The following is a 12623-nucleotide window of genomic DNA, read 5'->3' as shown; positions in this document are numbered from 1 at the left end:
CCGGAGGACGGCCCGGAAAATCCCCCGCTGCGACACGCGTCAACTGACAGAATCCGGTCCCATGGCCCTCATCCACCACACCACCCTCAAGCCCACCAAGCTGGAACTGCTCACCACGTGGCTGCCCACCCGCCCCTGGTACCAAGACGGCCCGGCCACACCGGAGTTGACCAAGGCCGGCGGTTTCCGGCTGGACGACCCGGAGGGCGAGGTCGGCATCGAGTTCATGGTCGCCACCGACGCGTCGGGCCCCGCCCCGGCCGCCTACCTGGTCCCGCTGACCTACCGCGGCGCCCCGCTCGACGGCGCGGAACACGCCCTCGTCGGCACCATGGAACACGGCGTGCTGGGCAAGCGCTGGGCCTACGACGGCTGCCACGACCCGGTACTCCTGGCCGAGCTCCTGGCCCTGTTCGAGGGCCGGGCCCAGGCCATGGCCCAGAGCATCACCGACATCCCCGACCACGAGGTCACCCGCTCCTACACGGCCGCCACCTCAACGATCGAGACCCCCCTCTCCACGCCCACCGACACCGCCGAGAGCACCGAACTCCACACCGCCGACGGCAAGTTGCTGCGCGTGCACCGCGTCCTGAGCCCGACGCCGCTCCCTCCGGAGGGCGTGCTCGGCCACGTCACGGGTGCGTGGCAGGCGACGGTCGACACCCGCGCCAGGGCCGTGTTCGTCACCCTGCACAACTGACGACCGCGTCCGCCAACAACCTCTAGAACATCCCGTTGCCGTTCGCCGAAGTCGCCGGCACGTCCTGGATCACGTCCCAGTGCTCCACGATCTTCCCGCCCCGCACCCGGAACAGATCCACGATCGCCTGCCCCCGCTCCCCCGGCGCGTTCACGTAGTGGCTGTGCACCGCCACCAGGTCACCCTCGGCGATGACCCGCTTCGGCGTGACCGTCAGCTGCGGGAACTGCTTGAAGTACTCGCCCAGCCCTGACTTCACGCCCTCCACACCGTCCGCGATGTTCGGGTTGTGCTGGTGGTACTCGGCGCCCCAGTACCGGTCGATCGCCGACAGGTCCTTCTTCACCAGCAGTTGGTCGAACGCCGCCGTCACCAGCTTCTTGTTGTACGCGGTGAGAAAGCCCGGCCCCGGCTGCTCCGTCCGCGGCCAACTCACCGTCGAGAACATGTCGTTGCCGTTGGCGGACTTCTCCGGCACCGTCTGCCCCACGTCCCAGTGCTCGGCGATCTTCCCGCCCTGGAAGCGGAAGATGTCGAACACCGCGGAGCCCCGCGTGCCCGGCGTCAGCACGACGTTGGAGTGCACCAGGACGAGGTCGCCCTCGGAGATCACCCGCTTGATGTCGTACTCGGCGTCGGGGAACTGCTTGTGCACCGAGACCGCCAGGTTCTTCAGCGTCTCCGCCCCGTCCGGCGCCAGCGGGTTGTGCTGGATGTAGTCCGGCCGTACGAACCGGTCCACGACCTCGGTGTCACCGCGCTCGAACACCCCCTTGAGGACACCGGCGGCAACGGCCTTCTGATAGCCGAGGCGGGCGGAATCCCCGTAACCGCCGTAACCGGCGTAACCCGCGGAAGCGCTGTGCGGCGCCGCGACGGCCGGGACGGCGGCGGCGCCCAGCAAGACGGCGGAGGCGGCGGCAGCGAAGGCGACGAGCGCCCTGCGGACAGAGGTGGTGGGGGGCATGGGGCTCTCCGGAAATAGATATTGAAAGTTCAAGCTCACGCTTCCCACAGGAAAGCACTAACCATCAGTTAGCGTCAAGATCTCCCTTGCCTAGAGCGCACTCCACGCCGTTGGCTAGGTGGTCATGAGGTACACGCAGCTCGGACGCACAGGACTCAAGGTCAGCCGGCTGGTCCTCGGCACGATGAACTTCGGACCGCAGACCGACGAAGCCGCCAGCCACGCGATCATGGACGCAGCGCTGGACGCCGGCATCAACTTCTTCGACACCGCCAACGTGTACGGCTGGGGCGAGAACAAGGGCCGTACCGAGGAGATCATCGGGAACTGGTTCGCCAAGAGCGCGACCCACCGCGACAAGGTCGTCCTCGCCACCAAGGTGTACGGCAACATGGCCGCCGACGGCGACGCCTGGCCGAACCACGACAAGCTCTCCGCGCTGAACATCCGGCGCGCGGTCGACGCCAGCCTGAAGCGGCTGCAGACCGACTACATCGACGTCTACCAGTTCCACCACGTCGACCGCCGCACTCCCTTCGAGGAGATCTGGCAGGCCATCGACGTGCTGGTGCAGCAGGGGAAGATCCTTTACGTCGGGTCCTCCAACTTCCCCGGGTACAAGATCGCCCAGGCCAACGAGATCGCCGCCCGTCGCGGCGGGACCATCGGCCTCGTCAGCGAGCAGTGCCTCTACAACCTCGCCGAGCGTCGCGCCGAGATGGAGGTCATCCCGGCCGCGGAGGAGTACGGCCTCGGGGTCATTCCCTGGTCGCCGCTGCACGGCGGACTGCTCGGCGGCGTCATCAAGAAGGAGGTCGAGGGCGGTCGCCGGGCGAGCGGCCGGGCCGCGGACTCCCTCGCCAACACCACGATCCGCGCCCAGATCCAGGCGTACGAGGACCTGCTCGACAAGCACGGCGTCGAGCCCGGCGAGGCCGCCCTGGCCTGGCTCCTCACCCGCCCCGGCGTCACCGGCCCGATCGTCGGCCCGCGCACGGCCGAACAGCTCGAGTCGGCGCTCAGGGCGGTGGAGCTGGAGCTGAGCGAGGAGCTCCTGTCCGGCCTGGACGAGATCTTCCCGGGCCCGGGGCCCTCCCCGGAGGCTTTCGCCTGGTAGAGCCGGCGGCCCAGGGCCTGTCCAGCGGTGGCGGCGGTCGGCTACTTGCCGAGCGCCGCCGCCAACGCCACCACCACGAACAACAGCACAAGTACACCGGCCATGATCCGGTTGCGGGTCTTCGGGTCCACGTACCCGAGCCTAACCGGCGCCCCCGAGCGGCCAACGAGCGACCGCCTCGTACCGCGGCTGCTCCCCCGGCACCCCGGACTTCGGCAGGTTGCTCTGCACGAGCACCAGCTCCGCCACCGTCCACGTCCGGCTCGCGAACCCCCCGAGCGCCTCCACATACGGCCGCGCATCCACCGCGTCCCGGCTGCGCGCCACCGTCAGATGCGCCTTGTAGCGCCGGTGCTCCCCCATCGGCACCCCCGCCTTCCGCGCCGCCGCCTCCGAGCGGTCGGCGAGCAGCCGCAGCGCCTGCACATCGCCCTCGGCCCCCGCCCACAGCGCTCGCCCGTGCCCGAACTGGCCCCCTCCGCGCACGGCCAACTCGAAAGGCCCGGTCCGCCGCGCCGCCCGCTCCAGCCGCGCCGACAGATCCGCTACGACGCCGTCGTCGACCTCGCCGTAGAAAGCGAGCGTGAAGTGCCAACCGGGGCGCCCGGTCCAGCGGAGCGCCTCCGCGCCCGGCAGTTTCCTCAACTCGGCCACTTCCGCGGCGAGTTCGGCGACGACATCCTCCGGCGGAAGCACGGCGGCGAAGAGTCTCATGTGCCCCACCCTGCCACCATGGGGGGATGGAGATCACCATCAGAGAAGGCGGACCCGACGACGTTCCCGTGATACTCGGCATGCTCGACAGCTGCGTGGAGTGGCTGGTCGCGCAGGGGCGGACCGGACAGTGGGGGGCGAAGCCCCTGTCTCAGAGCCCCGGGACGGTCGAGTCGGTCACCCGCTACCTGGACGAGGGCGACACGTACATCGCCGAGGCCGACGGCGTACCGGCCGCCACCCTCACCCTCACCGACTCGCCCGGCGCCTACCTGTCCCACCTTCCTCCGGTGGGCGAGCCGGAGCGGTACATCCACTGGCTCGCCTCCGACCGCCGCTTCAAGGGCCACGGCGTGGGCAGCGCCCTGCTCTCGCACGCCGCCAAGGAGACCCGCCTCGCGGGCATCTCCCTGCTGCGGGTCGACTGCTACGCCGGCGACGACGGCAAGCTCGTCCGCTACTACGAGAGCAACGGCTTCGCCCGCACGGAGGCCTACGTCGGCACCAACGACTGGCCGGGGCAGGTGCTGGCCCGGCGGGTGTGACCCCCGGGCCGGCACAGCTGTCACGCCGCCGCGGCCAGCTCCTCCTGCCGCTCCCGCGGCACGAACCGGACGTGCGGGTGGCCGCGGTTCCAGCCGACCGACAGGCGCAGTCCGCCGACCCGGGCCAGGACCAGGCCGACGGTGACGGCGGCCGCCGCGGCGATCGTGCCGCCGACCGCGAGACCCGCTCGGACGCCGTACGCATCCGTGATCCAGCCCGCGATGGGCGCGCCCACCGGAGAGCCGCCGAGGAACACCATCATGTAGAGGGCCATGACCCGGCCGCGCATGGCCGGGTCCGTGCCCATCTGGATGCTGGTGTTCGCGGTGACGTTGATCGTCATGCCGAACATGCCGATCGGGACCATGAGCAGGGCGAACAGCCAGAGCGAGGGGGCGGTCGAGGCCACCAGCTCCAGGGCGCCGAAGGCCGCCGCCGCGCCGATCATCACGCGCATCCTGGCCGTTCCCCGGCGGGCCGCGAGCAGCGCACCGGCCAGCGAACCGACCGCCATCAGCGTGTTGAAGAGGCTGTAGGAGCCGGCGCCCGCGTGGAAGACGTCGTCCGCGAAGGCCGAGAGGTAGACCGGGAAGTTGAAGCCGAAGGTGCCGATGAAGCCGACCAGGACGATCGTCCAGATCAGGTCCGGCCGCCCGGCGACGTAGTGGAGCCCCTCCCTCAACTGGCCCTTGCCACGCGGCGCGCGCTCGACGACGTACAGCTCACGCGCACGCATCAGCAGCAGGCCGGCGATCGGCGCGACGAAGGACAGGCCGTTGAAGAGGAACGCCCAGCCCGTGCCGACACCGGTGATCATCAGGCCCGCGACGGCGGGGCCGACCAGGCGGGCGGACTGGAAGTTCGCGGAGTTCAGGCTGACCGCGTTCTGCAGCTGGTCCGGGCCGACCATCTCGCTGACGAAGGACTGCCGGGCCGGGTTGTCGACGACCGTGGCGAGACCGACGGCGAAGGCGGCCAGGTAGACGTGCCAGACCTGGACGTGGCCGGAGAGCGTGAGCACCGCGAGCGCGATACCGGTGAGGGCCATCGAGAACTGGGTGAACAGCAGCGTGCGGCGCTTGGACAGACGGTCGACGAGGACGCCGCCGTAGAGACCGAAGAGCAGCATCGGCAGGAACTGCAGTGCCGTCGTCACACCGACGGCGGTCGCGGAGCCGGTGAGGCTGAGGACCAGCCAGTCCTGGGCGATGCGCTGCATCCAGGTGCCGATGTTGGAGACGACCTGGCCGGCGAAGAAGAGCCGGTAGTTCCGGACCTTCAGCGAGCTGAACATCGAGGACTTGCGAGTGGGTCCGGGGGAGGGCGGGGAGTCGTGGGTGGTCTTAGGTGCGGGGGCGGATTCTGCTCCGGATCCCGTACTCAAAAGGGTTCGCCTCCTTGCGACTGCGGCTGCTGCTTACAGGTGTGCGAGCTTCTCCAGCACGGGGGCGGCGGCGCGCAGTTTTACCCACTCGTCCTCGTCCAGGCCCTCGACCAGGTTGGCCAGGAACGCGTTCCGCTTGGCGCGGCTCTCCTCGAGCATGGCCTCGGCCTGCTCGGTCTTGGTGACGACCTTCTGGCGCCGGTCCTCGGGGTGCGGCTCCAGCCGGACCAGTCCCTTGGCCTCGAGCAGGGCGACGATGCGGGTCATCGACGGCGGCTGCACGTGCTCCTTGCGGGCGAGTTCGCCCGGGGTGGCCTTCCCGCAGAGGGAGAGGGTGCCCAGCACCGACATCTCGGTGGGGCTGAGCGACTCGTCGACGCGCTGGTGCTTGAGCCGACGGGACAGCCGCATGACAGCTGATCGCAGGGAGTTCACGGCGGCAGCGTCGTCGCCATGGCTGAGGTCCGACATCTCTTTAGGGTAACTCATTACTCTCGCTAAACAAGCTGGAATGCGCCGGGATTCCCGTGACCCGGGCCACTGAATCGGAACATCACTCATATGGGTGATCGAGATGCGGAACGTGACACACCGCGCCGAAGGGTGCCGCGACCCTCGTAGGCATGGGGACCAGTGTGCTCAGCCTGCGGATAGACGGAGAGCTGCTCGAACGGCTCCGGCACCACGCCGCCAAAAGAGGAATGAGCGTCCAGGACTATGTCGTCCGGACGCTCATTCGGGATGACTTCGACGAGCGCTTCCAGTCCGCCGTGGAGGAGACCGAGAAGTTCTACGGCGTCACGTGAGACCCAGCGCCGGCATCAGGTAGTAGAAGCCGAAGACCGCCGCCACGACGTACATCGCCACCGGGACCTCCCGGCCCCGTCCGGCGGCCAGGCGCAGCACCGCGAAGGTGATGAAGCCCATGCCGATGCCGTTGGTGATCGAGTAGGTGAACGGCATCATCACCATCGTCACGAAGGCGGGTACGGCGACGGTGTAGTCGGCCCAGTCGATCTCCTTGACCGAGCCGGCCAGGATCAGGAAGCCGACCGCGAGCAGTGCCGGAGTGGCCGCCTGGGACGGGACCATCGTGGCGATCGGCGTCAGGAACAGCGCCACGGCGAACAGCCCGCCGGTGACGACGTTCGCGAAGCCGGTGCGCGCGCCCTCGCCGACACCGGCGGTGGACTCCACGAAGCAGGTGGTGGCCGAGGAGGAGCTGGCGCCGCCCGCGGCGACCGCGATGCCGTCGACGAAGAGGACCTTGTTGATGCCGGGCATCTCGCCCTTGGCGTTGGTCAGCTTGGCCTCGTCGCTGACGCCCATGATCGTGCCCATCGCGTCGAAGAAGCACGACAGCAGGACCGTGAAGACGAAGAGGACGCCGGTCAGCACGCCGACGTGGGAGAAGCCGCCGAACAGGCTGACCTTCCCGATCAGGCCGAAGTCCGGGGTGGCGACCGGGTTGCCGGGCCACTTGGGCGTCGTAAGGCCCCAGGTCGGGATCTTCGCGACGGCGTCGATGATCACCGCGAGGACCGTCATCGTGACGATCGAGATCAGGATCGCGCCGGAGACCTTGCGGACGATCAGCGCGAGCGTGAGTAGTGCGCCCAGGATGAAGACCAGGACCGGCCAACCGTTGAGGTGGCCGTCGGCGCCGAGCTGGAGCGGGACGGTGGTCTGGGCGGCGTCCGGGATGCGGGAGACGAAGCCGGAGTCGACCAGGCCGATCAGCATGATGAACAGGCCGATACCGATGGAGATCGCCTTGCGCAGGCTGTAGGGCACGGCGTTCATGACGCGCTCACGCAGCCCGGTGGCCACCAGCAGCATCACGACGGAGCCGGCCAGGACGACCATGCCCATGGCGTCCGGCCAGGACATCCGGGGCGCGAGCTGGAGCGCGACGACCGAGTTCACGCCGAGGCCGGCGGCCAGCGCGATCGGGACGTTGCCGATGACACCCATGAGGAGGGTGGTGAAGGCGGCCGTCACGGCGGTCGCGGTCACCAGCTGGCCGTTGTCGAGCTGGTGCCCGTACATGTCCTTCGCGCTGCCCAGGATGATCGGGTTCAGCACGATGATGTAGGCCATCGCAAAGAAGGTGGCGAAGCCGCCGCGGATCTCGCGCGCGAGCGTGCTGCCGCGCTCGGAGATCTTGAAGTAGCGGTCGAGTGCGCCGGTCACGGGCGCGTTCCCCTGCTGATCGGGGGCGGGGACCTTGGCGGGGGCCGAGGTGGACATTGGGTGTTCCTACGAGCAGAAGTGGACAGGCGCAAACGGTTTCAGTATGAACATATGAATCCTGCGGGCGCTATCTCCGCGCGTAGATATGATCGCCTCGTAAGCTGTCCCTCATGGCGAAGTGGACCCCCAAGCACGAGGCGCCGGAGCCCCTTGAGGGCCCCGTGGTCGCCACCATCACCGGCGGCACGATCCTGTGGTTCGTCCTCTTCCTGGTGCAGCTGCCCTTCTACGGCTGGTTCGACGACCACGGGCACACGTGGTGGCTGTGGACCTGTCTGGCCGGAGGGGTGCTGGGGCTGTACGGCGTCTGGTTCGTCCGGAAGCGGGACGCGGCGATCAAGCGGGACGCGGCACTGAAGTCGGGGTCGACCGAGTAGGCCGTACAACCACCGCACGAGTCGACTCCTCCCCAGGTCGGATCTTCCGGTCACTCGGCGGGTGAAGCCGCAAATCCGCACGTACCGTCGAATGCATGACGCACATCGACGCGGGCGCCGAGCTCGACCCTGTGCACCCCGTACCCGTTCCGACGACTGCGCGCGGGTTGACCGCGGCCGAGGTCGCCGAACGGGTCGCGCGCGGGCAGGTCAACGACGTACCGGTGCGCAGCAGCCGGTCGATGGGCGAGATCGTCCGGGCGAACGTCTTCACCCGGTTCAACGCGATCATCGGCGTGCTCTGGGTGATCATGCTGGCCGTCGCGCCGGTCCAGGACAGCCTGTTCGGCTACGTCATCCTCGCCAACACCGGTATCGGCATCATCCAGGAGTGGCGGGCGAAGAAGACCCTGGACTCCCTCGCCGTGATCGGGGAGGCGCGGCCCACCGTGCGGCGGGACGGGGTCGCCGCCGCGGTCGGTACGTCGGACATCGTGCTGGACGACCTGATCGAGATCGGGCCGGGGGATAAGGCCGTCGTCGACGGGGTGTGCGTCGAGGCCGACGGGCTGGAGATCGACGAGTCACTGCTCACCGGCGAGGCCGACCCGGTCGTCAAGAAGCCCGGGGACCAGGTCATGTCGGGCAGCTTCGTCGTCGCCGGCGGCGGCGCGTTCAAGGCCACCAAGGTCGGCCGCGAGGCCTACGCCGCCCAACTGGCCGAAGAGGCCTCCCGCTTCACCCTCGTCCACTCCGAGCTGCGCACGGGTATCTCGACGATCCTCAAGTACGTCACCTGGATGATGATCCCGACCGCGATCGGCCTGGTCATCAGCCAACTGGTCGTCAAGGAGCACGGCTTCAAGGACTCGGTCGCGCGGACCGTCGGCGGAATCGTGCCCATGGTCCCGGAGGGGCTGGTGCTCCTCACCTCGGTCGCCTTCGCCATAGGCGTCATCCGACTTGGCCGGAAACAGTGCCTCGTCCAGGAACTCCCCGCCATCGAGGGCCTCGCCCGCATCGACACCGTCTGCCTCGACAAGACCGGCACCCTCACCGAGGGCGGCATGGACGTCACCGAGCTCAGGCCGCTGCAGGGCGCGGACGAGTCGTACGTACGCAAGGTGCTGGGCGCCCTCGGCGAGTCCGACCCGCGGCCGAACGCCTCCCTCCAGGCGATCATCGACGCCTACCCGGACGTCGAGGACTGGCGCTGCACCGAGTCCCTGCCCTTCTCCTCCGCCCGCAAGTACAGCGGCGCCACCTTCAGCGAGGGCAACGGCGAGTCCAGTACGTGGCTGCTGGGGGCGCCCGACGTGCTGCTGACCGACGGCGACCCGGCCCTCGCGGAGACCGGACGGCTGAACGAGCAGGGTCTGCGTGTCCTGCTGCTCGCCCGGGCCGGCCGCGACCTCGACGACTCCGAGCCCTCGAAGGGGGCCAGGCCCACCGCCCTCGTCGTACTGGAGCAGCGGCTGCGGCCCGACGCGGCCGACACCCTGCGCTACTTCGCCGAGCAGGACGTCCGCGCCAAGGTCATCTCCGGCGACAACGCGGTGTCCGTGGGCGCGGTGGCCGGGAAGCTGGGCCTCACCGGGACGACCGTCGACGCACGCCGGCTGCCCGCCGAGCAGGACGGGATGGCGCAGGCCCTCGACGAGGGCACGGTGTTCGGTCGGGTCACCCCGCAGCAGAAGCGGGACATGGTGGGCGCGCTGCAGTCGCGCGGGCACACGGTCGCGATGACCGGCGACGGCGTGAACGACGTCCTCGCCCTGAAGGACGCCGACATCGGCGTGTCCATGGGCTCGGGTTCGGAGGCCACGCGCGCGGTCGCGCAGATCGTGCTGCTCAACAACAGCTTCGCGACGCTGCCCTCGGTGGTCGCGGAGGGCCGGCGGGTCATCGGCAACATCACTCGGGTGGCGACGCTGTTCCTGGTGAAGACGGTCTACTCGGTGCTGCTGGCGGTGCTGGTGGTGTGCTGGCAGGTCGAATACCCCTTCCTGCCACGGCACTTGACGCTTCTGTCCACCCTGACGATCGGCATCCCGGCCTTCTTCCTCGCCCTGGCACCCAACAAGGAACGCGCGAAACCCCACTTCGTACGGCGGGTGATGCGGTACTCGGTCCCGGGCGGGGTGGTGGCCGCGGTGGCGACCTTCGTGACGTATCTGATGGCCCGTCACTACTACACCGGGCCGGGGCAGTTGGACGCGGAGACCAGTGCGGCGACCCTGACGCTGTTCCTGATCTCGATGTGGGTGCTGGCGATCATCGCCCGGCCCTACACCTGGTGGCGGATCGCCCTGGTGGCCTCGATGGGCGTGGCGTTCCTGTTCGTACTGATCGTGCCGTGGCTGCAGCACTTCTTCGCACTGAAGCTGGTCGGCGTGACGATGCCGTGGATCGCGGTCGGCATCTCGGCGGTGGCGGCGGTCGCCCTGGAGCTGATCTGGAAATGGGTCGACCGCCGCGTTCCCGCCTAGCTGCTAGGCAAGGACCGACAAGGCTTACTGCACGTCGACGTAGTCGCCCGTGGCGCTGACCGCCGGGGTCGTCGTGGTGCCCGCGAAGGAGAAGCGGTAGTAGCCGTCGACCGTGGCGGTGGTCGTCGTCTTCAGGTCACCCGTCGAGTTCGAGTAGATGCCCTTGAGGGTGGTGTAGGTGCTGGTCCCCTTCTTGCGGAACTGCAGCTTCACCGGCTGGTTCGTGTAGCCGTGGTACTTGTTGTCCTCCCAGTTCGCGCGGGAGAGCTTGCCCACGACCGTGATGGTCTTGCCCTTCTTCACCGGCTCCGGCGAGGCGTTGACCGTCAGCTTGGAGTAGCGCTGCACGAGCGTGGAGCCGAGGTCGCCCTGCAGGGAGTAGTCCCCCGTGCTGTACTGCAGCGCGAGCGCGCCGGCCGACCACTTGCCCGCGTCGGAGTTGAGCAGGTCGCCCTCGCCCGGGTAGATGTCGATCTTGCCGGTGCAGGTGGCGGTGGTGTCCGTGACCTTGGTGCAGGTGGCAGGCGCCTCGCCGCCGAGCAGGTTGTCCGGGGTGGTGATCGACGAGCCCTTGTAGATGACCGGGCCGCTGTCGAAGTCGTCCGACGAGATGTCGTAGTTCGCACCGTGGGTCAGCGTGTAGGTGACCGTGGTGGAGACGTGAGCGGTGGTGCCGACCTTGATCGCCTTGGCGATCTTGAGGTCGGAGAAGGTGACGCCGAGATCCGCGGCAGCGGCGTCGCTGCTGAACGCGGTCTTGCCGGAGTGCGCGGCAAGGGCCTTCGCGGAGGCCGCCTCCCAGGAGGAGGAGTCGGCGGCGTGGGCGGCCGGCATCGCGAAGGCGGAGAGGGCCAGGGCGCCGGAGAGGGCGGCCACGGTGGCACGTATGCGCATGTGTTCCCCAAGTGGAGAAAGTGATCGTGGAGCCTGTTGGCTCACCGGATCAGATCCGTGACGGTTGTGACTGGTTGTACGGCCGATACGGATTTTGTGCGCAGATTACGAAGCCGTTGCGATCTGCGGAGGAACGGCCGCCCCCGGGTCCCCGTCGGGGGCGGCCGCTGCTCACTACAGGTGCTTACTGCACGTCGACGTAGTCACCCGTGGCGCTGACGGCCGGGGTGGTCGTGGTGCCCGCGAAGGAGTAGCGGTAGTAGCCGTCGACCGTGGCGGTGGTCGTCGTCTTCAGGTCACCCGTCGAGTTCGACTTGATGGTCTTCAGCGTGGTGTAGGTGCTGGAGCTCTTCTTGCGGAACTGCAGCTTCACCGACTGGTTGGTGTAGCCGTGGTACTTGCCGTCGTCCCAGTTGGCGCGGGACAGCTTGCCGGTGACCGTGACGGTCTTGCCCTTCTTGACCGGCTCCGGCGCGGCGTTGACCGTCAGCTTGGAGTAGCGCTGCAGGTTGTAGGCGGCGACCTTGTCGGTCACGGCGACGCCGACGTTGTCCAGGTTCGGGTTCTCCTGGTCCTCGCCGTTGAACGCGACCGCGAAGCCGGCCGCCTTCCACGCACCGGCGTCCTCGTTCAGCAGCTCCGCCGGGTCGATGGCGACGGTGGCGGTGCAGGAGGCGACGGTGGTGGAGGAGTCGGTGCAGGACGCGACGTCGCTGTCGAACCACCACTCCTCGGCGGTGAAGTCCGTGCCGCGGTACAGCTCGATGCCGGCGACGAAGTCCGGGGCGTGGATGTCCACTTCCTCGCCGTGCGTCAGCGTGAAGGTGACCGGCACCTTCACCACGTTGGTGGTGCCGACGGCGATGTTCTTGCCCTTGTTGACCTTCACGTTGGAGAAGGAGGCGTTCAGCTCGTACGGCGTGCCGGTCGCGTCGGCGGCGAACGCGGTCTTGCCGGAGCCGACGTGGACGGCCTCGACGGCGGCCGCGACATCCGCCGGAACCTTCGGCGAGTCGGCGGCGAGCGCGGCCGGCGCGGCGAGGGCGGACAGGGCCAGGGCACCGGAGACGGCGGCCACGGTGGCACGTATGCGCATGTGTATCCCCGTATGGAGAAAGGGGCCCCGAAGGTGATCGTCCCCCCAACGGCACGTCGTCCCGTCGGGGCCCAAGTGATCGG

The 12623-nt window shown here is 68.8% G+C and carries 13 protein-coding genes; 6 read left to right on the top strand and 7 right to left on the bottom strand.

Annotated features, from left to right (window positions below):
• The first annotated feature begins 61 nt into the window (after positions 1-61).
• Positions 62-703 (top strand): 1,4-alpha-glucan branching protein, encoded by a 642-nt coding sequence (locus tag ACFY1L_RS23540; protein ID WP_388827514.1) that lies wholly within the window; start codon positions 62-64, stop codon positions 701-703.
• Between the two features lie 22 nt (positions 704-725).
• On the opposite strand, the gene ACFY1L_RS23535 is transcribed toward ACFY1L_RS23540, so the two are convergent.
• On the bottom strand, positions 726-1670 hold the full coding sequence (locus ACFY1L_RS23535) for a nuclear transport factor 2 family protein (RefSeq protein ID WP_388827511.1): 945 nt from the start codon (positions 1668-1670) through the stop codon (positions 726-728).
• Positions 1671-1794: 124 nt separating this feature from the next.
• Here ACFY1L_RS23535 and ACFY1L_RS23530 point away from each other — a divergent pair, with 124 nt between their 5' ends.
• Positions 1795-2787 carry an aldo/keto reductase gene (locus ACFY1L_RS23530; protein ID WP_388827508.1) on the top strand — a complete coding sequence of 331 codons (993 nt, stop codon included), beginning with the start codon at positions 1795-1797 and terminating at the stop codon, positions 2785-2787.
• Positions 2788-2928: 141 nt separating this feature from the next.
• On the opposite strand, the gene thpR is transcribed toward ACFY1L_RS23530, so the two are convergent.
• Positions 2929-3501 carry an RNA 2',3'-cyclic phosphodiesterase gene (gene thpR / locus ACFY1L_RS23525; RefSeq protein ID WP_388827505.1) on the bottom strand — a complete coding sequence of 191 codons (573 nt, stop codon included), beginning with the start codon at positions 3499-3501 and terminating at the stop codon, positions 2929-2931.
• A gap of 26 nt (positions 3502-3527) precedes the next feature.
• Between thpR and ACFY1L_RS23520 the strand changes: the two genes are divergently transcribed.
• On the top strand, positions 3528-4046 hold the full coding sequence (locus tag ACFY1L_RS23520) for a GNAT family N-acetyltransferase (protein WP_388827502.1): 519 nt from the start codon (positions 3528-3530) through the stop codon (positions 4044-4046).
• A gap of 20 nt (positions 4047-4066) precedes the next feature.
• On the opposite strand, the gene ACFY1L_RS23515 is transcribed toward ACFY1L_RS23520, so the two are convergent.
• Together ACFY1L_RS23515 and ACFY1L_RS23510 are read right to left on the bottom strand one after the other, a co-directional pair.
• Complete coding sequence (locus ACFY1L_RS23515) at positions 4067-5431, bottom strand: MFS transporter (protein ID WP_388827499.1); 1365 nt, start codon at positions 5429-5431, stop codon at positions 4067-4069.
• 33 nt (positions 5432-5464) lie between these two features.
• Entirely contained in the window at positions 5465-5902 is a 438-nt protein-coding gene (locus ACFY1L_RS23510) for a MarR family winged helix-turn-helix transcriptional regulator (protein WP_388827495.1), read from the bottom strand.
• A gap of 152 nt (positions 5903-6054) precedes the next feature.
• Here ACFY1L_RS23510 and ACFY1L_RS23505 point away from each other — a divergent pair, with 152 nt between their 5' ends.
• Complete coding sequence (locus tag ACFY1L_RS23505) at positions 6055-6237, top strand: ribbon-helix-helix protein, CopG family (protein WP_355905866.1); 183 nt, start codon at positions 6055-6057, stop codon at positions 6235-6237.
• Here the strand turns inward: ACFY1L_RS23505 and ACFY1L_RS23500 are convergent.
• A complete protein-coding gene (locus tag ACFY1L_RS23500) occupies positions 6230-7681 on the bottom strand; it encodes an NCS2 family permease (protein ID WP_388827491.1) in 1452 nt (483 codons plus the stop codon). The genes ACFY1L_RS23505 and ACFY1L_RS23500 overlap by 8 nt on opposite strands.
• A gap of 113 nt (positions 7682-7794) precedes the next feature.
• Here ACFY1L_RS23500 and ACFY1L_RS23495 point away from each other — a divergent pair, with 113 nt between their 5' ends.
• Positions 7795-8061 (top strand): DUF2530 domain-containing protein, encoded by a 267-nt coding sequence (locus tag ACFY1L_RS23495; RefSeq protein WP_388827488.1) that lies wholly within the window; start codon positions 7795-7797, stop codon positions 8059-8061.
• 95 nt (positions 8062-8156) lie between these two features.
• The gene (locus ACFY1L_RS23490) at positions 8157-10550 is read left to right on the top strand and encodes a cation-translocating P-type ATPase (RefSeq protein ID WP_388827485.1); all 2394 of its coding nucleotides are present in this window, start codon (positions 8157-8159) and stop codon (positions 10548-10550) included.
• Positions 10551-10574: 24 nt separating this feature from the next.
• Here ACFY1L_RS23490 and ACFY1L_RS23485 read toward each other — a convergent pair whose 3' ends face one another.
• Together ACFY1L_RS23485 and ACFY1L_RS23480 are read right to left on the bottom strand one after the other, a co-directional pair.
• Positions 10575-11444 (bottom strand): hypothetical protein, encoded by an 870-nt coding sequence (locus tag ACFY1L_RS23485; protein WP_388827482.1) that lies wholly within the window; start codon positions 11442-11444, stop codon positions 10575-10577.
• A 184-nt stretch (positions 11445-11628) separates the two neighbouring features.
• Entirely contained in the window at positions 11629-12540 is a 912-nt protein-coding gene (locus ACFY1L_RS23480) for a hypothetical protein (protein WP_388827479.1), read from the bottom strand.
• Positions 12541-12623 lie beyond the last annotated feature (83 nt).

The sequence above is a fragment of the Streptomyces sp. NPDC001663 genome (assembly GCF_042893105.1).
In the GTDB taxonomy this organism is placed as follows: domain Bacteria; phylum Actinomycetota; class Actinomycetes; order Streptomycetales; family Streptomycetaceae; genus Streptomyces.
This window is presented reverse-complemented; position numbering and strand designations above follow the sequence as displayed.

Bases quoted from the DNA above. Each gene is read 5' to 3' on its own strand.
- ACFY1L_RS23540 (WP_388827514.1), top strand. From the start codon at position 62: ATGGCCCTCATCCACCACACCACCCTCAAGCCCACCAAGCTGGAACTG.
- ACFY1L_RS23535 (WP_388827511.1), bottom strand. From the start codon at position 1,670: ATGCCCCCCACCACCTCTGTCCGCAGGGCGCTCGTCGCCTTCGCTGCC.
- ACFY1L_RS23530 (WP_388827508.1), top strand. From the start codon at position 1,795: ATGAGGTACACGCAGCTCGGACGCACAGGACTCAAGGTCAGCCGGCTG.
- thpR (WP_388827505.1), bottom strand. From the start codon at position 3,501: ATGAGACTCTTCGCCGCCGTGCTTCCGCCGGAGGATGTCGTCGCCGAA.
- ACFY1L_RS23520 (WP_388827502.1), top strand. From the start codon at position 3,528: ATGGAGATCACCATCAGAGAAGGCGGACCCGACGACGTTCCCGTGATA.
- ACFY1L_RS23510 (WP_388827495.1), bottom strand. From the start codon at position 5,902: ATGTCGGACCTCAGCCATGGCGACGACGCTGCCGCCGTGAACTCCCTG.
- ACFY1L_RS23505 (WP_355905866.1), top strand. From the start codon at position 6,055: ATGGGGACCAGTGTGCTCAGCCTGCGGATAGACGGAGAGCTGCTCGAA.
- ACFY1L_RS23500 (WP_388827491.1), bottom strand. From the start codon at position 7,681: ATGTCCACCTCGGCCCCCGCCAAGGTCCCCGCCCCCGATCAGCAGGGG.
- ACFY1L_RS23495 (WP_388827488.1), top strand. From the start codon at position 7,795: ATGGCGAAGTGGACCCCCAAGCACGAGGCGCCGGAGCCCCTTGAGGGC.
- ACFY1L_RS23490 (WP_388827485.1), top strand. From the start codon at position 8,157: ATGACGCACATCGACGCGGGCGCCGAGCTCGACCCTGTGCACCCCGTA.
- ACFY1L_RS23485 (WP_388827482.1), bottom strand. From the start codon at position 11,444: ATGCGCATACGTGCCACCGTGGCCGCCCTCTCCGGCGCCCTGGCCCTC.
- ACFY1L_RS23480 (WP_388827479.1), bottom strand. From the start codon at position 12,540: ATGCGCATACGTGCCACCGTGGCCGCCGTCTCCGGTGCCCTGGCCCTG.